The sequence below is a fragment of the Pseudoclavibacter sp. VKM Ac-2867 genome, from assembly GCF_015351275.1.
Lineage (GTDB): Bacteria > Actinomycetota > Actinomycetes > Actinomycetales > Microbacteriaceae > Pseudoclavibacter.
This window is the reverse complement of sequence record NZ_JADKSL010000018.1, coordinates 20,860-39,003: the sequence shown is the minus strand read 5'-3', so window position 1 is coordinate 39,003 and position 18,144 is coordinate 20,860. Positions and strand designations below refer to the sequence as shown.

At 69.1% G+C, this 18,144-nt stretch carries 23 protein-coding genes; 5 read left to right on the top strand and 18 right to left on the bottom strand.

Annotated features, from left to right (window positions below; translation table 11 throughout):
* Positions 1–86: 86 nt before the first annotated feature.
* The 10 genes from ITJ67_RS15675 to ITJ67_RS15630 all read right to left on the bottom strand — a co-directional run bounded on the left by ITJ67_RS15675 (position 87) and on the right by ITJ67_RS15630 (position 6,584).
* Complete coding sequence (locus ITJ67_RS15675) at positions 87–1,298, bottom strand: MFS transporter (RefSeq protein WP_228503095.1); 1,212 nt, start codon at positions 1,296–1,298, stop codon at positions 87–89.
* 317 nt (positions 1,299–1,615) lie between these two features.
* On the bottom strand, positions 1,616–2,689 hold the full coding sequence (locus tag ITJ67_RS15670; RefSeq protein WP_194678257.1) for a hypothetical protein: 1,074 nt from the start codon (positions 2,687–2,689) through the stop codon (positions 1,616–1,618).
* Positions 2,652–3,293: a sigma-70 family RNA polymerase sigma factor gene (locus ITJ67_RS15665; protein WP_323741483.1), complete on the bottom strand. Its 642-nt coding sequence runs from the start codon at positions 3,291–3,293 to the stop codon at positions 2,652–2,654. The genes ITJ67_RS15670 and ITJ67_RS15665 overlap by 38 nt, the downstream gene beginning before the upstream one ends.
* A gap of 64 nt (positions 3,294–3,357) precedes the next feature.
* Positions 3,358–3,918, bottom strand: a complete 561-nt coding sequence (locus ITJ67_RS15660; RefSeq protein WP_194678256.1) for a recombinase family protein — start codon at positions 3,916–3,918, stop codon at positions 3,358–3,360.
* A 212-nt stretch (positions 3,919–4,130) separates the two neighbouring features.
* The gene (locus tag ITJ67_RS15655; protein ID WP_194678255.1) at positions 4,131–4,304 is read right to left on the bottom strand and encodes a CsbD family protein; all 174 of its coding nucleotides are present in this window, start codon (positions 4,302–4,304) and stop codon (positions 4,131–4,133) included.
* Positions 4,305–4,368: 64 nt separating this feature from the next.
* Entirely contained in the window at positions 4,369–4,974 is a 606-nt protein-coding gene (locus tag ITJ67_RS15650; protein ID WP_194678254.1) for a hypothetical protein, read from the bottom strand.
* Positions 4,971–5,552 carry a DUF6286 domain-containing protein gene (locus tag ITJ67_RS15645; protein WP_194678253.1) on the bottom strand — a complete coding sequence of 194 codons (582 nt, stop codon included), beginning with the start codon at positions 5,550–5,552 and terminating at the stop codon, positions 4,971–4,973. The genes ITJ67_RS15650 and ITJ67_RS15645 overlap by 4 nt, the downstream gene beginning before the upstream one ends.
* Positions 5,549–5,929: a hypothetical protein gene (locus tag ITJ67_RS15640; protein WP_160070682.1), complete on the bottom strand. Its 381-nt coding sequence runs from the start codon at positions 5,927–5,929 to the stop codon at positions 5,549–5,551. The genes ITJ67_RS15645 and ITJ67_RS15640 overlap by 4 nt, the downstream gene beginning before the upstream one ends.
* The gene (locus ITJ67_RS15635; RefSeq protein WP_194678252.1) at positions 5,926–6,126 is read right to left on the bottom strand and encodes a DUF2273 domain-containing protein; all 201 of its coding nucleotides are present in this window, start codon (positions 6,124–6,126) and stop codon (positions 5,926–5,928) included. Before ITJ67_RS15635 ends, ITJ67_RS15640 begins: the two co-directional genes overlap by 4 nt.
* Positions 6,123–6,584 (bottom strand): Asp23/Gls24 family envelope stress response protein, encoded by a 462-nt coding sequence (locus ITJ67_RS15630; RefSeq protein ID WP_194678251.1) that lies wholly within the window; start codon positions 6,582–6,584, stop codon positions 6,123–6,125. The genes ITJ67_RS15635 and ITJ67_RS15630 overlap by 4 nt, the downstream gene beginning before the upstream one ends.
* Before the next feature lie 508 nt (positions 6,585–7,092).
* Between ITJ67_RS15630 and ppk2 the strand changes: the two genes are divergently transcribed.
* Positions 7,093–7,998 carry a polyphosphate kinase 2 gene (gene ppk2 / locus ITJ67_RS15625; protein ID WP_104243321.1) on the top strand — a complete coding sequence of 302 codons (906 nt, stop codon included), beginning with the start codon at positions 7,093–7,095 and terminating at the stop codon, positions 7,996–7,998.
* A 48-nt stretch (positions 7,999–8,046) separates the two neighbouring features.
* On the opposite strand, the gene ITJ67_RS15620 is transcribed toward ppk2, so the two are convergent.
* From ITJ67_RS15620 to ITJ67_RS15610, 3 genes are all read right to left on the bottom strand, one after another.
* Positions 8,047–8,940: a LysR family transcriptional regulator gene (locus ITJ67_RS15620; protein WP_160070684.1), complete on the bottom strand. Its 894-nt coding sequence runs from the start codon at positions 8,938–8,940 to the stop codon at positions 8,047–8,049.
* Between the two features lie 67 nt (positions 8,941–9,007).
* Entirely contained in the window at positions 9,008–9,853 is an 846-nt protein-coding gene (locus ITJ67_RS15615) for an alpha/beta hydrolase (protein ID WP_228503093.1), read from the bottom strand.
* Entirely contained in the window at positions 9,850–10,383 is a 534-nt protein-coding gene (locus tag ITJ67_RS15610) for a quercetin 2,3-dioxygenase (RefSeq protein WP_194678250.1), read from the bottom strand. The genes ITJ67_RS15615 and ITJ67_RS15610 overlap by 4 nt, the downstream gene beginning before the upstream one ends.
* A 183-nt stretch (positions 10,384–10,566) precedes the next feature.
* Here ITJ67_RS15610 and ITJ67_RS15605 point away from each other — a divergent pair, with 183 nt between their 5' ends.
* Positions 10,567–10,851 (top strand): hypothetical protein, encoded by a 285-nt coding sequence (locus ITJ67_RS15605; protein ID WP_194678249.1) that lies wholly within the window; start codon positions 10,567–10,569, stop codon positions 10,849–10,851.
* A gap of 46 nt (positions 10,852–10,897) precedes the next feature.
* On the top strand, positions 10,898–11,662 hold the full coding sequence (locus ITJ67_RS15600; RefSeq protein ID WP_194678248.1) for a maleylpyruvate isomerase family mycothiol-dependent enzyme: 765 nt from the start codon (positions 10,898–10,900) through the stop codon (positions 11,660–11,662).
* 34 nt (positions 11,663–11,696) lie between these two features.
* Here the strand turns inward: ITJ67_RS15600 and ITJ67_RS15595 are convergent, their stop codons facing one another.
* The 4 genes from ITJ67_RS15595 to ITJ67_RS15580 form a co-directional block, all read right to left on the bottom strand.
* Complete coding sequence (locus tag ITJ67_RS15595) at positions 11,697–12,857, bottom strand: Gfo/Idh/MocA family protein (protein ID WP_160070688.1); 1,161 nt, start codon at positions 12,855–12,857, stop codon at positions 11,697–11,699.
* On the bottom strand, positions 12,854–13,699 hold the full coding sequence (locus tag ITJ67_RS15590; RefSeq protein WP_194678247.1) for a sugar phosphate isomerase/epimerase family protein: 846 nt from the start codon (positions 13,697–13,699) through the stop codon (positions 12,854–12,856). Before ITJ67_RS15590 ends, ITJ67_RS15595 begins: the two co-directional genes overlap by 4 nt.
* A 103-nt stretch (positions 13,700–13,802) precedes the next feature.
* Positions 13,803–14,387 (bottom strand): TetR/AcrR family transcriptional regulator, encoded by a 585-nt coding sequence (locus ITJ67_RS15585; protein ID WP_194678246.1) that lies wholly within the window; start codon positions 14,385–14,387, stop codon positions 13,803–13,805.
* 54 nt (positions 14,388–14,441) lie between these two features.
* Positions 14,442–14,921: a hypothetical protein gene (locus tag ITJ67_RS15580; RefSeq protein ID WP_194678245.1), complete on the bottom strand. Its 480-nt coding sequence runs from the start codon at positions 14,919–14,921 to the stop codon at positions 14,442–14,444.
* Between the two features lie 261 nt (positions 14,922–15,182).
* Here ITJ67_RS15580 and ITJ67_RS15575 point away from each other — a divergent pair, with 261 nt between their 5' ends.
* On the top strand, positions 15,183–16,028 hold the full coding sequence (locus tag ITJ67_RS15575) for a PhzF family phenazine biosynthesis protein (protein WP_194678244.1): 846 nt from the start codon (positions 15,183–15,185) through the stop codon (positions 16,026–16,028).
* 79 nt (positions 16,029–16,107) lie between these two features.
* Here the strand turns inward: ITJ67_RS15575 and ITJ67_RS15570 are convergent, their stop codons facing one another.
* Positions 16,108–17,022: a pentapeptide repeat-containing protein gene (locus tag ITJ67_RS15570; protein WP_228503089.1), complete on the bottom strand. Its 915-nt coding sequence runs from the start codon at positions 17,020–17,022 to the stop codon at positions 16,108–16,110.
* Positions 17,023–17,187: 165 nt separating this feature from the next.
* Here ITJ67_RS15570 and ITJ67_RS15565 point away from each other — a divergent pair, with 165 nt between their 5' ends.
* On the top strand, positions 17,188–18,141 hold the full coding sequence (locus ITJ67_RS15565) for a metal ABC transporter substrate-binding protein (RefSeq protein WP_194678243.1): 954 nt from the start codon (positions 17,188–17,190) through the stop codon (positions 18,139–18,141).
* Positions 18,142–18,144: the final 3 nt, after the last annotated feature.

Genomic DNA, 18,144 nt, shown 5'->3' with positions numbered 1-18,144 from the left:
CGTAGGCCCCGCGGCCCCACTTTTCCATTCGGGATGCCCTCGGTTACGCGCCGGGCTGGCGTCCGGCCGTTCCCGTAGGGCCGCCGTCACCCGTGAGCCCACCGCCCCGATCGGCGGTCGTTCAGGGCCAGCGGTCCGCAGATGAGGATCAGCGTGCCGATTGCGGAGATCGTGAGGGCGGGGCCCGGGCCGACAATGTCGGTGAGCGCCCCGAATGCTGCCGCGCCGAGCGCTGCGCCGAGGTTGACGGCGGTGTTGATCCAGCTGCTCGCCTCGGTTCGCGCTCGCGAGTCGGTGCGAGCGTCCGCGGCGAGGTAGCCGACGATGAGGGTCGGCGCCAGGAAGATGCCGCTGAGGGCGAAGCCGAGGATCGCGACGCCGACACCCCCGAGGAGCCCGGTCGCCGTGAGGATCGCGAGAAGAGCCAGGGTGAGCACGAGCAGCTGACGCTCCGGCCTCGCGCGGAGGTCCCATCGGCCGTAGAGCAAGCCGCCGATCGCGCTGGCGGCCGCGAACACAGCGAGCAGTGCGCCTGCCAGCACCGTGCTGGATGCGGCGGCGGCCACTGCGGGGGCTGCGACTTCGACGCAGCCGAGCATCACTCCCGGGGCCGTCATCGCCAGCACGATGGGCAGGAAGCCCTTGGAGCGCAGCGGACGCAGCGCCGGTCGGGCGTCTGGGACCTCCACCTGACGTGAACCGCGCTGCGCTCGTGACCGTGGGCTCGTCACGAAGAGTGCCGTCCCAAGAGCGACGCAGCCTGCCGAGACGACCAGCGATGAGAGCGGATCCGCGACGACGGCGAGGACGGCGGCCGCCAGTGGGCCGACGGCGAAGGTCACCTCTTCCGCGACGGCGTCGAGACTGAATCCGCGAGTGCGCTGGGGGCCAGCCGGGAGTGCTGCCGCCCAGAGCACGCGCATGACCGCGCCGAATGGCGGGGCGCTCACCCCCGCGAGCGCGCTGAGGAGCAGCAGTGTCGGCAGGCCTGCACTCGACGACAGCCCGACGCCGAGAAGGGATGCGGCGTGGACGAGCCCGAGGGCCGTCACCACGAGGCGCTGTCCGTGTCGATCGATGAGTCGCGCTCGCCATGGTGTGGCGACGACGTTGGCGACGCCGAGCGTCGCCGTTGCGATGCCGGCCACTGCGAATGAGCCCGTCGACTGTTCCAGGAGGAGGATCAGCGCGAGCCCGGAGGTTGCCAGCGAGAGGCGCCCGATGATGCTGGCGAGGAATGAGCGTGAGAGGTGCGGCGTGCGCAGCACTGAAGCGTATGAGGGTCGTTCAGGGGACAACGGAGACTCCGATGAGATCTCGCTTCGCACTCATCCCCAGAGATGAGCGAAGCGGCCTGCGTCAGGAAAGCACGCGGAAGAAGGCGCGCTGAAACCCACCCGGGTCGGTGCTGGGAACTGCGAGGGGCGGGTCGCAGGACCGTCAGGCGAAGGCGACGATGAAGCCGATCATCCATGCAGACTACCCACCCTGTCGACGCGACGCGGAGGTCGCTCGTCGGCGTCGCAACCGCGGTACCGGCCCCACCACTCGAAACGCCCACGGAGTCCCCGCCTCGCTCGGCGAGGGGCGGGGCGGGGCGGGGGATCCGGTTGGTTCAGTCCCGAGGGGCTGTGGAGACGACCTCGGATGTGTAGGTCTTGCTGGTCGAACCCCAGCCGAAGCTACTGTGCGCGTCCGAGATCACCTGGCGCCCGATGGGAAGTCCAGTCCTCGGGTCGAAGATGAGCTGCCGGTCGACGGCACCGTACCGGAGCGTCACTGCGATGCCTGACTTTCCGTGGATCTCAACGGGGGTGACAGCGGTACTGACGCCTGGAATGATAGCGGCGGCTTCCAAGAGCAACGCCCGGTCTTCAGCGGCAAGGTAGCCCGGATCGATGAGTTCGCTTATTCTCGCAAATGCCTGCGATTCAGGCTCGACGTTGTATTTGTCGATCTCATAGAGCTGGTCGAGGACGCCGTCAGGTTCGCCAGCCCAGTCGAATGTCAGCATCTCGTACGCGACACGCACGCGACTGACGAACTCGCCGCGCGCTGCTCGCTCGTATTGAGGAGTCGAGTCCGATTGCCCCGCCTGGTCCTCGAGCGCCTCTCGGAGGTCTTGGACCTCAGCAGCACCCGCCTCCGTATGGGCCTCAATGCTCTCTTCGGACTCGGTGGCGACCCACTCATCGTTCTTGTCCGCAGGAATGTAGAGGGCCCGAGAGTAGTCCACCGTCCAAGACGGCCCTTGCGGGTCACCGACTACGTGGTGGCTCTCGGTGTCCCGGCTCTCGACTCTGAGGTATTGCCCCGGAAGCACCTGCTCGTCGCCAGCGGCGCGAACATTCGCCGCAGCAGCCCTGAGTAGGTCAGGGCCGGTGAGATTCAACAGTGACGTGGATGCGGGCGACGCTGAGGAGCCGACGACCGGGACAGGCGGGCCCGGTTGGAGTGCTGCGGCGAAGATCATGGCGGCTGCTGCCGCTCCGGTCACCGCGACTGCGCCGACGCCCCACATGAAGCGCGAACCTCGCCGAGCGTGACGCTTCTTGCTTGCAGACTTCGACAGCTCGGCTTGGGCCTGCGCCGAGCGACGCAAGATGGCCTCTCTGCCAGCCCCGACGGCGGCCTGACTCGGCTCCGGCTGGTCAGCGCGCACGCGGCGCAGAAGTTCGATCTCGTCCATCAGCTGTCTCCAATCCTGGGGTCTCACGGGGTGATGCGGGCTGCGTCCGCACTTCGGCTTCGAGTCTCGATCTCGTGCGCTGTAGCTTCTTTCTCGCTCTATTGAGGCGTGAGCGCACAGTCCCGACGGGAATACCCAGGGCTGACGCCACGCCTTCGTAGTCGAGGTCACCCCAGGCGTAGAGAAGCAGCGCATCCCGGTCGCCCTTGTTGAGGGAGTTGACGGCGTTGCGCAGTCCGCGCATCTGCGCGTAGGCATCCAGCCGTGATTCGACGTCGACAGTGAAGTCGTTGTCTTCGGTGCTCGACGCAGCGTCAGCGGCGGTGAAGCTGCGCCATTCGCGGTCCTCGACTCTCCTGTGCTTCTTCAGGAGGGTGGTCGCTATCCCAAGCAACCACGCTTGCGCTTCTCCTCTGGAAGGGTCGAAGCGCGCACGCTGTTCGAACGCGACCAGGAATGTCTCGGAGAGGAGGTCGTCTGCGACCTCTTGGTTCGTTCTTCGGGCAGCGTAGCGGTGCACGAGGCGGTGATGCCGGTCGTACAGCTCTGCGAAGATCGCGGGGTCGGCCCGAGATCTCTCGATGATCTGTCTATCAGTGCTCACACTAGGTATTGCAGGATCTGGCCAGGAGAGTTCACGGCAGTTGACCACCGAGGTGGCTGTGCGGTCAGAGTCGCTTGATCGGAACGGTGAGGCCGTGCAGGGCAGGCGGGTGCGTTCCGCCCGCGACCTCTGGCAGTTCTTGTCCGCTTGGCTGGGCGGGGCCGTCGGTGCGCTTCCGAGAGCTGCCGCCGTCGTCGACTCGAGACGCTCGTCGTCGGCTGACCGAGTCCAGGACTCGCTCACGAGTGAGCTCCGACTCCATCCGCTCGAGCGCCGCCATGACCGCGAACATCATCGACCCCGTGGGCGTCGACGTGTCCACCTCTGCCCCGTCGAGGTCGAGCACCCGCAGAGCGACGCCCTCCGCACGCAGCTCGGCGGCCAGCCGCAGCAGGTCGCCGGTGGACCGCCCGAGCCGGTCGAGCGTCGGCACGACCAAGGTGTCTCCGCCGCTCAGCGCGCGCAGGGCGGCGTCGAGGGCCGAGGAGGAGTCGCGAGCGGTGGCCTCTGCACGGTCGACGTAGACGTCGTCCGCTCGGACGCCAGCAGCTCGAAGGTCCGCCTCCTGCCGATCGGCGCCCTGTTGTCGGATCGAGACTCGGGCGTAGCCGATGAGTTTGGGCACGCTTCTCCTGTCGCCGAACCAACGTCGAAAACGCGACTTTACCGATCGACCCGAGACGCCGAGGCATGACGGCGGCGAGCCACGAACTTCCGCCGTTCTGGGGACTCGCCTGCGGCTCCACTCCCGAGCCTGTGACCGTCGTCTGCAGCCGCGGAAGCGAGAAGCGGCAGCCACCCCGAGGGGATGACTGCCGCTTCTCGCGCTCGTGAGCCCTACTTCTTGAAGGCGTCCTTGACGTCTTCGCCCGCCTGCTTCACGTTGGCGCTGGCCTGGTCGGCCTTGCCCTCTGCGACGAGCTTGTCGTTGTCGGTGGCCTTGCCGAGGGCTTCCTTGGCCTTGCCGCCGAACTCTTCTGCTGCGTTCTTGATCTTGTCTCCTGCGCTCATGGCAGTTCCTTTCTGTTGGGGGTGCGGTTCCTCGGAATCGGGGTGCCGCGGTGGGGAGTCGTGGTTACTGGAGGCGCGTCGACTGCTGTACCTTGGCGCGGAATCCGCCGCTCAGCTGCAGCAGGACCGGCACCTCCTGGCCGAGGAGCGCGTCCAGCGCCTCGAGGTTCTGCTCGACGATCGCCGTCGCGTCCCTGGGCGAGACGCCGCGTCGACAGGTCGCCGACACCTTGAGCGTCGGGGTGCGTTTCACGTCGTATGCGGAGACGCTGGTCGAGAGGAACTCGGCCCGCGTGCCGAGTGCGTCAGCGAGAGCATCGCGTGCGACGGACACGTCGACGACGGTGCGTCCCGTGTCCGAGCTGCGGTCGTGGATGAGGGTTCCCGTCCGGCCTTGCCCCTGTCGGAGGGTGAAGGCGAGGAGCAGGATGATGCCCACCACGAGGACGGCGACGACGGCGATCATCAGCCAGCTGAAGTCGGTGCCCGGGAAGGGTGTCTGCTGGAGCCAGCTCCCGACCTGCGTGTTGACGGTTTCGGAGATGGGGGTCCAGGTGTCCTTCGCGCCGGGCAGCCAGGCGCCGAGTGCCGCGGCTGCTCCGATCGCGAGCAGGACGAGGCCGACGGCGACGATGAGGAGGCGGTTCAGTCCTCGGTTCGTGCTGTTCATGCGCCGACCTTCCCGTTCTCTGCGACGCGCACCTTGGCGGTGACGCGCGGGGTGAGCTCGTACTGCTCGAGCTGCTGCGTGACGGCCGCTTCGATGGAGGCCTTGTCGACTGGCACGCCGGAGGCGGGCACGAGGTGGACGTCGGCGCGACGGTGCGACACCGAGACGGTGACGTTGTCGGGGCTGACGTGGCCGGCGAGGGCCGCGTGCCGGGCGAGGGCGGAGGCGATGACCGCGTTGTCCGCGACGGTGGCGGTCCTCGACGAGCGCAGGACGTGACGGGAACGGCGACCGGGGGCGAGTCCTGCGATGAGCAGGATCAGCCCGATGATGGCCACGACGACGCCGGCGGGGCCGACGTACTGGGCGGGCTGCTCGAGCACACCAAGTGTCGAGGCGAACATGTCGACCGGCGCGACGAGCAGCGCGGGGAGCGCCAGGAGCGCGAGGACGATCTCCGTGCCGACCCAGGCAGCCACGATGATCAGCAGCACGGCGAGGACGATCGCGAGCGCCGAACGTGGCGAATGCGTCTCGCGTCGAGTGACGCGGGAGTAGGGCGACGTGTGGCTGCTCATCTGACTCGCTCCTCTGGTTTGATCTCGAGTCCGGTCAGTCGGATGGTGACCGCGCTGATACTGGAACCGCTGAGGGTCTGCACGCGGTCACGGATGGTGGTCTTCGCAGTCTCGACTCGCTCGAGGAGCGGGCCTCCGCTGCGGGAGATGGAGCTCGGCTGTTCGCGGATGCGAGCCAGCGAGGGCACTCGAATGGGGGTGCTGAGTCGCAGTGCGAGCTTGCCGTTGTGGTCGTCGAGGTCGACGCTGACGCTGCCAGCGTCGACCCCGAGCGCGTCACCGGCGACAGCTGACACGAGTCTGTTCAGCGCCTTCGCGGTGAGCCGTGTCGTGCCTCGCTGCGCCGCGCCGCCCGGAGCCGTCGCGGCGATGCTCATGAGGACGTGTTCCGTCCGCGGAGGACGTCAACAAGTGCACTGGCGTTGAGCTTGCCGTCGAGGATCCGACCGATCAGTCCGCCGATCAGCATCGCGATGACGACGAAGAAGAACGCCCAGAAGCCCAGGATGACCCAGGTCAGCGCGAGGACCGCGCCGATGAGGATGCCGGTTCGGGTGAGGGATGCGGTGCTCACTGGACTCGCGCCTCTTCCTTCTCGTCCTTCTCCTCGTTCTTGTCGTCGGAGGGGAGGTGCACGTCGTTGACGGTCACGTTGACCTCGGTGACCTCGAGACCGACGATCGTCTCGATCGCGCGGATCACGTCGGCGCGGACACCATCGGCGACGTCCTGCAGCGCCACGGGGTAGTCGGCGACGATGGTCACGTCGACGGCGACCTGCTTCTCGCCGACCTCGACGCTGATGCCCTGGCCCTGGTCGGTGGCGTTCAGGGCGTTGCGGATGGCACCGAGTGCACGGGCGGCGCCGCCACCGAGGTCGTAGACGCCGTGTGCTTCACGAGCGGCGATACCGGCGACCTTCGCGACGACGCCGTCATCGATCGTGGTCTTGCCGTGTCCGTCGACCTGTGCGGACTGGAGGTCCTTGCGGCTGGTGGCCGGGGCTCCGGTGGCGGGGGTGGTGTTCGACATGAGGTTCTCCTTGTGATCTCTGGCCGGTGCTGGTGCATCGGCCGGGGGTGTATGGGTATGACGCATCAGGTCCGTGATTCGTCACGAAATTGTTCGAACTCGTCTTGGCAGGAAGTGAAGCGGTCGACGCGAGCAGGATCTTAGGAAGCCCCGCTGGGCCCGCAACTGAACAAGGCACCAGCACCGCGACGCGAACCACGCGTGAAAAAAGAACTTGATCAGGCATTTTCGTTCGATTGAGGTCGCGCACCACCGCGTGTGACCAGTTTGATTCCGACTGTCGACGGAAATGTCTCTGAAGCCGCGAATCCGATATTCAGAACCGTGATTCCCCGGTTCTTGGCGCACATCACCCGGGCAATTTTCGAGCGGCCCGCGCCCAGAGGTCAACCGCGGACTGCAGTCAGCAGCCCCGTACACGTGCCGTTCGCATTCGCGGCGCATCATGGCGCCGCATCCGCTCCCCCGCACGCCGGCGGACGCGCCGCACCTGACCCCGGAGGAACGCATGGCTATCGACCAACCCCAGGACCTGCGCGAATACATCGAACACCTGCGCTCGCTCGGCTACTCGGTGCGCGACGGCCACACCAACGACCCCGACCTCATCGACCCGCAGGGCAACCCCGTCTACACGTGGCAGGAGGGGTACCCCTACGAGGAGCGCCTCAGCCGCGACGAGTACGAGAGCGAGAAGTACCGCCTCCAGGTGGAGCTGCTGAAGTGCCAGTACTGGATGGAGGACAACGACAAGCGCGCCGTGATCCTCTTCGAGGGGCGCGACGCGGCCGGCAAGGGCGGCACCATCAAGCGCTTCACGGAGCACCTCAACCCGCGCAAGGCGCGCGTCGTCGCCCTCGCGAAGCCCAGCGACCGCGAGCGCGGGCAGTGGTTCTTCCAGCGCTACATCCAGCACCTCCCCACGGACGGCGAGCTCGTCATGTTCGACCGCTCCTGGTACAACCGCTCCGGCGTGGAGCGGGTCATGGGGTTCTGCAGCGATGACGAGCACACGCAGTTCATGCAGCAGGCACCGGCGTTCGAGAAGATGCTCGTCGACTCGGGCATCCACGTGACGAAGTTCTGGTTCTCGGTGTCGCGCACCGAGCAGCGCACGCGCTTCGCGATCCGCCAGCTCGACCCTGTGCGGCGGTGGAAGCTCTCCCCCATGGACCTCGCCTCGCTCGACCGCTGGGAGGACTACACGGCGGCGAAGGAGGAGACGTTCCGCCTCACCGACAAGAAGCACGCGCCGTGGACGATCATCCGCTCCAACGACAAGAAGCGGGCGCGCCTGAACGCGATGCGATTCTGGCTCGGTCAGTTCGACTACGAGGGCAAGGACCACGATGTGGTCACGAAGCCGGACCCGCTGCTCGTGATGCGGGGTAAGCAGGAGACGGCCGACGAGTAGGGCCGGCGCCGCGCGGGGCTCCGCGTCGCGTGGCCTGGCGAGGCCGGGTCAGCTCGAGAGCTGGGCCCGCATGAGGTCGCGGAACACGGGCACGAGCGGGTTGTCGGTCGAGCGCAGCGTGCACATCATCACGGTGACGGGCTCGATGTCATCGATCGGCACGAACACGACGTCGTCGCGCTGGTAGTGGCGGGCGGCGGAGCTCCCGGCGATATTCACGCCAGCCCCCGCGGCGACGAGCTCGAGCAGGCCCTCCATGCTGTCGGCGGATGCGCCTGGCACGATCCTCGTCCCATCGGCCCGCGGGCTCACTACCCACCAGTCGAGGATCTCCTGCGGTCCGGCGGAGGCCGCGACGAACACCTCGTCGTTCGTCTCCAGGATCGAGACCGACGAGCGGGCAGCCAGACGGTGTCCCGCCGGGACCACGAGCATCCGCCCCTCCGACCAGAGGGGCTCGCAGGTCACCTCGTCGGACGCGCTCACGGGCGAGGGCGCCAGCACGACGTCGACCCGGTCGCTGACGAGGTCGTCGACGACCTCGAAGAAGCCGGTGCGGCGCATCTCGAGCCGCGCATCCGGAACTTGCTGCAGCATCGAGCCGATCGCCGACGCAGCGAGGGAGCCTGTGGCGGAGGCCACGACGCCGAGCCGAAGCTGCGGCGCCGCCTGCTCGCTCGCGAGGCGCTGGGCCCACTCGAGGATCTCCCGGTGGTCGTCGCGGAGCCGCCTGGCGAGCGGCAGGAACTCGATTCCGAACGAGGTGAGCGTCAGCGGGCGCGATTCACGGTCGAACAGCTTGACCCCCAGCTGCCGCTCGAGGCGGCCGATCTGCTGGCTCAAGGAGGGGGTGGCGATGCGGATCCGCTCGGCGGCTCGACCGAAGTGCAGCTCCTCGGCGAGCACGCAGAAGTACTGCACGGCGTGGATCGGGATGTCCATGTTCAGAGACTAGACGGGCGCGCGCCACCGGAAGCGGCGGCGGTCGCGAGCTCCCCGGGATGCCCTGTCAACGTGCGCTCTCCGGCGGTCCCGCGTGCAGGGCCAGGAACCGCAGGGCCGGAGCCACGACGGTCTCGAGGTCGTCGAGTCCACGCCACATGTGGTCGGCTCCTGCCACGAGCTGCAGTTCGACGTGCGCGCCGACCGAGTGGAGCGCATCCCGCAGCAGCAGGCTCTGCTCGCTCGGCACCATGCTGTCGTCGGTTCCGTGCGCCAGGAGGAAGGGTGGTACCCCTGCGTGCACGGCGCGCACCGGGCTCGCCGCCTCAGTGAGCTCGCGGTGCTCCGCGAGGGGCCCGCCGATGAGCAGCTCCTCGCGACTCGGCTGGACTGACGCGCCGGGCGCGCCGACAGGCTTCGGGATCGCCGCGAGGTCGCTCGGCCCGTACCAGTCGACAACCGCCCGCACGGGCGTGCCAGGCACAGCGGCCGCGAGCGCTGCGAGGTGCCCGCCGGCGGATTCGCCCCAGAGCGCGACGCGCGTGGCATCCAGGCCGAACATCGCGGCGCCCTCGTCGAGCACCCAGCCGATCGCGGCTTCGACATCGGCGAGCTGCGCCGGGAACCTCGCCTCCCCGCTCAACCGGTAGTCGACAGACGCGACGGCCCACCCCGCACGGGTCAGGCGCCCGAACGTCTCCGCCTCGGTGCGCCCCGGGCAGAACACGCGGCGACTCCCCCGGAACCACCCGCCGCCATGCACGAACACGATGACGGGTGGGCGTTCCGCTTCCGGCAGGTGCAGGTCGAGGGTGAGCGGCCGGAATCCGGCAGGCGCAGAGAAGATGATGTCGCGCACGACGCGAGCGTGCGCCGGTGTCCGCTGCTCGCCGGACTCTGGCGTCGTGATCAATCGAACAGCTCGTATCCCTGCACGAAGTGCACGTCGTGCTTCGCGCCCTGCGCGCCGAACACGGCGGGCTCCGGGATGTGGAACTCAGCTTCCTCCGGAATGCCGAGCTTCGACGTGGGCCGCGCCACGGCCCGGAAGAAGTCCGTGAATCCCGCGCTCGTGACGCCGAAGATCTTCCCAGTCCGCTCGATACGGTACGAATGGATGGTGTCCTTCGGCACGAATCCGAAGCCCCCGGCCTCGAGGACGCGCGTCTCGCGGTTGCCCTGCCGATCGTCGATCCACAGCCGGATGGCCCCCTCGAGCACGAAGAACGTCTCGTGCGTCTCAGCGTGGAAGTGCGGCGGGACAGGCCTGCCCGGGCGCCCCTCCGTGATGAACGCGTCGAACTGGCCCGCGGTCTGCGGCGAGGTCGTGAGCAGCGTGAAGAGCTGGTCGAAGAGCACGAGCTTGTCGCCTTCTGCGGCGTCCAACAGGTACGGCAGCGGAGCCGCGGGGAGCTGGCTCTCGATCGGGGCGAATGCTGACATCGGCAACCTCCTTGTTGCGGGCCGGTCGGCCCTCGTCGTCAACCCTCGCAAGTCCTTGCGCCCCGCGCGACGGGGTCCTGCCTAAGGGACGTGAGCCACCTCCTAACGGGCAGATGCCCTCTGGGGCGGAACGCGCCGCCTTCGGCAACTACCATCGGCTTCCATGAGTCGCGAAAGAGCAGCATGACGGGCCCGACCGCACCTGCCCCAGGAATCGGCGGGCCTGACGGGCAGGGACCGAGCGGATCCCCTGCCGCGCCGCCGCCCTCCATTCACGTGCGCGCCGTGCTCACGTGGTTGGCGATCTTCCCGCTCGTCGCCATCACGTCGATGCTCGCGGACCCCCTCGTCGGGTCATGGCACCCCATCGCCCGGGCCTGCGTCGTGACGCTCGTCGTCGTCCCGCTGGCGGTGTACCTCGTCGTGCCGTCCTTCGTGAAGCTCTACGGGCGCGTCCGCCGCCGGTGACCGGTCGAGCCACCAGCGCGAGAGGTCGACTCTCTAGGATCTGAGCATGCACCACGCACAGTTCATCGAGGTGACCGCGGATGCGGCAAGCGCGTTCGCGACGCTCCTCGGCTCGGCAGACCTCGCGACGCCCGTCCCCTCCTGCCCTGGCTGGTCGCTCGCCGAGCTGGCCGAGCACCTCGGTGGCGTGCACCGGTGGGCGCGCGCGCAGTTGCTCGGCAGCGGCCAGCAGGTCGAGCGGCTGGCTCCGGAGGCACCCCTCGACGACCGGGACGCGCTGCTCGCCTGGTTCCGCGAGGGCGCCGCGGAGCTCGTGGCGACCCTGCGCGAGCTGCCGGAGGCCGCGCCCTGCTGGGCCCTCTACCCGCCGGCCCGCGCATCCACCTGGGCGAAGCGGCAGGCTCTCGAGACGACCCTGCACCTCTGGGACGCGACCGACAGCCTCGGCATCGCGGTGCCCATTCCGGCCACGATCGCGGCGGTCGGAGTCGCCGAGGTCGCGCACGACATGTACCCGAGACAGGTGTCGCTCGGGCGAATGCCGTCGCTCGACGAACGCGTCGACCTCGAGTTGCGGGGCCTCGACGCGAGCACACCTTCGCCGGTGCGGCTCGGCCCGATCGGCGAGGTGGCGGCCGGTGGGTCCTGGGCCACCGAGACCACCACCCCAGCCGATGCGACGCTCGAGCTCACCGCCGAGGACGCGCTGCTGCTGCTCTGGAAGCGACGCGAGCTCACGACGGTGGACGCCCGGCTCACGGGCTCGGCCGCGGCACTCGAGCGGGTGCTCGCGCACCCACTCGCCCCGTGAGACCCGTGAGCGCCGCGACAGCGTCAGACGCTCGTTAGCTGCTGAGCGTCGCCGCGAACGGGTCTCGCTGGTGATCCACGAGCGGAACCCGCTCGAGCGTGCTCTCGACGACGACGACCTCGCCGGCCGCCGCCGACTCCTCGATGGCGAGCATGATGTCGAGCACGTGCAGGGCGAGCTCGCCGGTCGCGACGTGCGGGAGCCCCTCGCGGATACCGCGGGCCATGTCGAGCGTGCCGTATCCGCGCCCCGTGACCGTTCCCTCCTCCGGGTAGTCCTCCCAGCTCGGCTCGAGCGTCTCCGAGTACTCCTGGGGATGGCGCGCCACTCGCGTGCCCCCGTCGGCGTGGTTCGGGTCGGGGGTGATGAGCATGCCGCCCGGGCCGATGATCTCGACGGTGCCCATCTCGGCGAGCGGGGAGTCGTTGCTGAAGGTGAGCTGCGCGCTGGCCCCGCTTTCGAAGGTGACGAGCGCATCCACGTGCGTGAGCACCTCGACTGGGAACGACTGGCCCGCGTTCGGGCCGAGCTTCACGGTGCGGGCTTCCTTGGCCGTCGAGCCCGTCGCGTAGACCTTCCTGACGGGGCCGAACGCGCTCACGAGAGTCGTCACGTAGTACGGCCCCATGTCGAGCAGTGGGCCGCCGCCGCGGGCGAAGAGGAACGCCGGGTTGGGGTGGAACAGGTCGGGCCCCGAGTAGCGCATCATGGTGCGGGCCGTGAGCGGGGTGCCGATGACGCCGCTCGCGAGGTGACGGAGGGCGGTCTGGATGCCCGGGTTCAGCACCGTGTCGGGTGCAACCCCCACGCGCAGGCCAGCCGCGTCGGCCGCCTCGAGCAGGGTCTTGGCCTCCTGTCGGTCGATGCCGATGGGCTTCTCGATCCACACGTGCTTGCCCGCCGCGATGGCGTCGAGCGCGACCGGGACGTGGGCGGCCGGGATAGTCAGGTTGATGACGATCTCGACGTCATCGTTCGCCAGCACCGAGGCGGGCGAGCCGGAGAACGGAACACCGTAGCTCGCGGCCTTCTCTGCGGCGAGGGCCTCGTTGAGGTCGCCAAGCGCCACGACTCGCACGTCGGGGAAGCGCGTCAGGTTGTCGAGGTAGGCGTTGCTGATCATGCCGGTGCCGATGATGCCGACGCCGACGGGGCCTCTCCTGGCCGTCTGGCGGCGCACCTGCTCGCTGCTCATGCGCGGTTCTCCAGGTAGTCGAAACTGGCGGCGATCGCGGCGAAGATGTCGCCGTCGAAGTGGTCGAACTCGATGACGGCGAATTCCGCCGACGGGGTAGCCGCAAGGGCAGCCTCGAGCGGGATGGCACCGTGACCGGCCGGGACCTGGCCCAGCCCCGACGGGTCGAAGGGAGCATCCGCGACAAACGGGTTCTCGACCTGCGGACCGTCCTTGATGTGGAGGGCCCTCACGCGGTCGCCAAGACGCCTGAGCAGGGCCGGCGCATCCACTCCCCCGATGTGCGCCCAGTACACGTCGATCTCGAGGACCACCTCGTCGTCGAGGAGCCCCGCGAAGTACTCGAGGGCGGGGACGCCCTCGATGAGGGTGCTGAGCTCCCACGCGTGATTGTGGTAGCCGACGCGGAGGCCGTGCTCGGCGGCTGACCTGGCTGCCTCGTTGAGGGCGGACGCCGTCGCCTCGACGGCTTCGCCGGTCGACCAGTCGAAGACCGCAGGGTCGATGACGACCTCCATGCCGAGCTTCTTCGCTGCCTCGAAGGTGGCGGCGTGGCTCGGCACCGGCGTCGTCACGCCCTCGCGCGTGACCTCCTTGGCGACGAGCATCGCGTGACCCGTCGGGGCCGCGATGCCGTGCCTGGCGAAGGCCGCCGCGAGCTCGTCGGCGCGGTCGACGAAGGCGAAGGCTTCGACGTTGCGCAGGCCGATCTCGCTGAGGCGCGCGAGCGTGCCGTCAAGGTCGGCTTCGAGGTGCGAGTTGACGCTGTACAGCTGCAGCGAGGTCGCTGGCCGCTGCGCTCCCGTTCGAGTGGAGGGCGCTTCTGGTCGAGTGGTGGGCACGGTGACTCCTGTGTCGGTGGGCGTCCGCCCCGTCGCGGTTCGCTCTCCTGGAGACGCTACTAGAAAATTGCCAGTTGGCAACTTTGAGTGTGCCGAGCCCGGCTCAGCGGTCCTGACCGAGACGCTCGAGCAGCCCGAGCGTGGCCGCGACGTCGACGTCGGGATCGAGGAGCCACCGCACCTGGAGCCCGTCCGAGGCCGCCATGATCAGGTCGACCAGCATGGATGCCTCGGCGCGTCGCCCCTCGGGAAGGGCCGCGAGCTGCCCGTCGATCTCGACCGCCAAGCGGGTCCTCGCCCGCGCGAACCGCTCCGTGAAGAACACCCTCGCGGGCCCATCCCCCGGCTCGACCGACTTCGCCAGCATCTCCGTGAAGAGCGAGACCATTCCCGGGAACTGCACATTGAATTCGGCGCTGAGCCGCATCCGCTGCACGAGCGATACCGAGTCTGGCATGCGCCCTTCGTTGACGCGGTCGTGCTCGCGGATCACCGCGACGAGCAGCCCCTCGCGAGAACCGAAGTAGTGGGTCAGCATGCCGTGGGAGACACCGATGGACTCGCCGATCGCGCGCAGGGAAGCGCCGCTCGCTCCGGTCACGCGGAGGGTCTCGTAGGCCTGCGCCAGGATCTCGCGCTTCCGCTCGACACCCTTCGCGTACTGCCCCCGCGCTCTATCCGCTGCCACGCCAAGCATCGTATCCGGGGCCGGGCCGTCGCGGCCCCCTTGCGGACCCTTCCGCTAGGCCCCGCCGCTTGGCCTCGCCTCGTGGTGGCGAGCCCCGTGCGTCCGACGGTCCTCCTTCATCGCCGCCTCGGCCAGGTGCCGCTTCCCAGCCACGAGCTGCTCACGGGTGGCCCGCTCGGCCGCCCGGAACGGCTCCCAGTAGGTGTCGTCGTAGTCCTCGACGATCTGGAACGTCCACCTCCCCTCGATCACGTTCCGCCCGACCAGCTCGGCGTCGAGCCGATCTGCGACCTCCGGGTGTCCGGCGTCGCGCAGTGCATCGGATGCCTCGCCGAGGGCGAGGTCGGCGGCGCCGGTCAGCCTGTGGAACCCGTAGAGGAGCCCACGCGCCTGGTCGACCATCTCGAGGGCCTCGGTGAGCTTCCCGACGGCCGCGATCGTGGCTTCGTCGACACCCTCGGGCGGAAGGTGCTCAGCACCTCGACGCCCCCTCGGGTCGTCATCGGTTCCTGGAACGCTCTGGTCATCGCTCATACCGTGATTGTGTCGACCGCGCCTGGACGGCGCGTGGGTTCCGCGCCGGCCGCTCGCATCCGCTGAGCCCCAACCTCAGCCCACTCCGACTCCAGTCCAGTGCAGTCCAGTCCAGTCCAGTGGGAGTGGATCGCAAGTCCAGCGACGCTGGATTGGCACGGGCGCTCGGAGTGGACCCGTCGTACGGTTGCGACACACGCACCCCGCTCACCCCGTTGTGGCGCCCCACCCGTGCCACCTCCTCTCCGAAAGGCCCACCCCGTGACCACCTCGCGCCCCTTCGCCCAAGTCGACGTCTTCTCGGAGGCCCCATATCTCGGCAACCCGGTCGCCGTCATCCTCGATGGCGCGGGCCTCACGGACGACGAGATGCGACACATCGCACGGTGGACGAACCTCTCGGAGACAACGTTCGTACTGCCGACAACCGACCCCGGTGCCGACTACCGGCTGCGCATCTTCACCCCTGGCGGGGAGCTCCCCTTCGCCGGCCATCCGACCCTCGGCTCGGCGCATGCATGGCTCGAGCGCGGCGGCACTCCGAAGAACACGGGGCGTGTGGTGCAGGAGTGCGGCGCCGGCCTCGTCGAGGTGCGCATCGACGAGGGACGCCTGGCGTTCGCCGCTCCGCCCACGCTGCGGAGCGGCCCGCTGGAGCCCGAGTTCCTGGCGCGCATCGTCTCGGCATACGGCATCAGCGCCGACCAGGTCACCGCCCACCAGTGGATCGACAACGGGCCGGGGTGGGCCGTCGTTCAGCTCGCATCCGCTCAGGAGGTGCTCGACCTCGACCCCGATCTCTCCCTGCTGCCTGAAGCCATGGTCGGAGCCGTCGGGGCCTACCCTCCGGGGGCACCGCACGCCTTCGAGCTGCGCAGCTTCGCGCCCGCCATCGGCGTGGACGAGGATCCGGTCTGCGGCAGCATGAACGCGTCGACGGCCCAGTGGATGCACCGTACGGGCACCGCCCCGGGTTCGAGCTGGCGAGTCTCCCAGGGCACACGCCTCGGCCGTGCCGGTGACATCACCGTGACCGTCGACGACTCCGGGGCCGTCTGGGTCGGTGGTGCCACGACGACGCTCTTCTCGGGCACGGCACTCGCCTAGCCGCGGCTCGCGCCGCCCCCGCCAGCGCGATCCCAGCACTCCCCCTGCCCCGTCGACAGCCCCAACCCCAGCGGCGAAGCTACCCCCAGTGGCGGGGTCGCGTGAGCGACTCGGGCAGCTGCGTGGCATCGTCGCCGAAGGCGGCCGCGAGCTGTGGCTGCGTCAGGTGCAGCACGTGGCGCAGGTCGGCGCCGTGCAGCTCGGCGTCCCTCAGGTCGGCGCCGAGGAGATCAGCCCAGCGGAGGTCGGCACCCCGGAGCTTCGCCGCGATGAGCAGGGCACCCCGCAGCTCGACCGCCCGCAGGTCGCTGCCCGAGAGGTCAGTGCCGAGGTACACGCCGCGGGGTTCGATCCGTGACCAGGCGCCGGATGCACGGCGCCGCGGGACGTGCATCCGTCGCACCTCGTGGCTCACCGCCCCGAGCAGCTCGCCGGCGGCCGGCCGGCTCGTCTCGACGGCGGCGCGCAGCGAGGCCAGGTCGGGCGAGGCGGCCTGCACGTCGACCTGATCGAAGAGCGTGTCGATGCGTCGAAGCAGCGAGCGATCGGCGGTGCGACGCCTCGCTTCGGCCAGCAGCCACAGCACTTCGTGCAGCTGGCGCACGAGAGGGAACACGGCGAACATGGCTTCCCGCAGGTCGTCGCCTTCCCGCCAGTCACCACCGCCGAAGGTCTCCTGCGTGACGCGCTGCCCGGCGCCGTGGCACTCGAAGACGGTGCAGCCGCGGTATCCGCGCTCGAGGAGCGCAGAGTGGATGCCGCAGCCGAGGTTCTCGTCGAGGTTCCGGCACGGCTTTCCGGCGGGCTTCTCGTGCGCGAAGTCGTCACCGCGCGAGAACGCGAGCGCCGAGCAGCAGAGGGCGACGCAGTTGGCGCAGTCGCTCCGGAATCGCGCGGTATCGGCGCTCGCGCCGCGTCCGCTGCGCGCGGTTCCGCCGGGCATCGGCACTGTGGGCCGGTGCCGCAGCGGTTCGCTGAGTTCGCCTGGAGACATCGTGCCGTCAGCCTACGTTTCCGCGCACGCGTGCCAGCTGTGCACGGCCGGGGCGTGATTCCCCGACCGTCGCTGGCCCGCGCAGCGCATCGCCCGCGCGCAGCTCTCAAATGTTCGGCGCACCGAACATTGATCTTCTGACCACCGTAGCGCTATGCTCTGGTCATGCTGACCCCCGCGCTGCGCGCAGCCCGAAGGAAGGCCAGCCGCATCGTCGCGGCGGGCCTCGCCCTCGTCACGCTCGCGTCCCTCACCGCCTGCGCCCCCTCCTCCGAGGGCGAGGACAACCGGCCCGTCGTCCTCACGACCTTCACGGTGCTCGCCGACATCGCGAGGCAGGTCGCCGGCGATGAGCTTCGCGTCGAGTCGATCACGAAGGTCGGTGCCGAGATCCACGGCTACGAGCCGACCCCGCTCGACATCGCGAAGGCGTCGGAAGCCGACCTGATCCTCGACAACGGCATGAACCTCGAGGCATGGTTCGAGCAGTTCGTCTCCGGCATGGATGTCCCCCACGTCGTGGTCAGCGACGGCGTCGAGGAAGTGCCCATCGCGGGCGACGCCTACGCGGGCCTCCCCAATCCGCACGCGTGGATGTCGCCCCTCAACGTGCAGCTGTACGTCGACAACATGGTCACCGCCTTCTCCGACCTCGTCCCCGCGAGCGCGACCGTCTTCGAGGAGAACGCCGCCGCCTACAAGGCAGAGCTGCAGGCCGTGCACGACGAGCTCGTCGCGGCCATCGAGCCTCTCCCCGCATCCCAGCGGGCACTCGTCACCTGCGAGGGGGCCTTCTCGTACCTGACGAGAGACGCCGGGCTCGACGAGGTCTACATCTGGCCCGTCAACGCCGAGCAGCAGGCCACCCCGCAGCAGATCGCCGGGGTCATCGATCATGTGCGCGACAACGATGTTCCGGCCGTGTTCTGCGAGTCGACCGTGTCGGATGCGCCGATGCGGCAGGTCGTCGACGCCACGGATGCGGAGTTCGGCGGCACTCTCTACGTCGACTCGCTGAGCGAGGAAGACGGCCCCGTGCCGAGCTATCTCGACCTCATCCGGCACGACGTCGACACCATCGTGGCCGGACTGACCGGCAAGACGGGAAGCGAATCGTGAGCG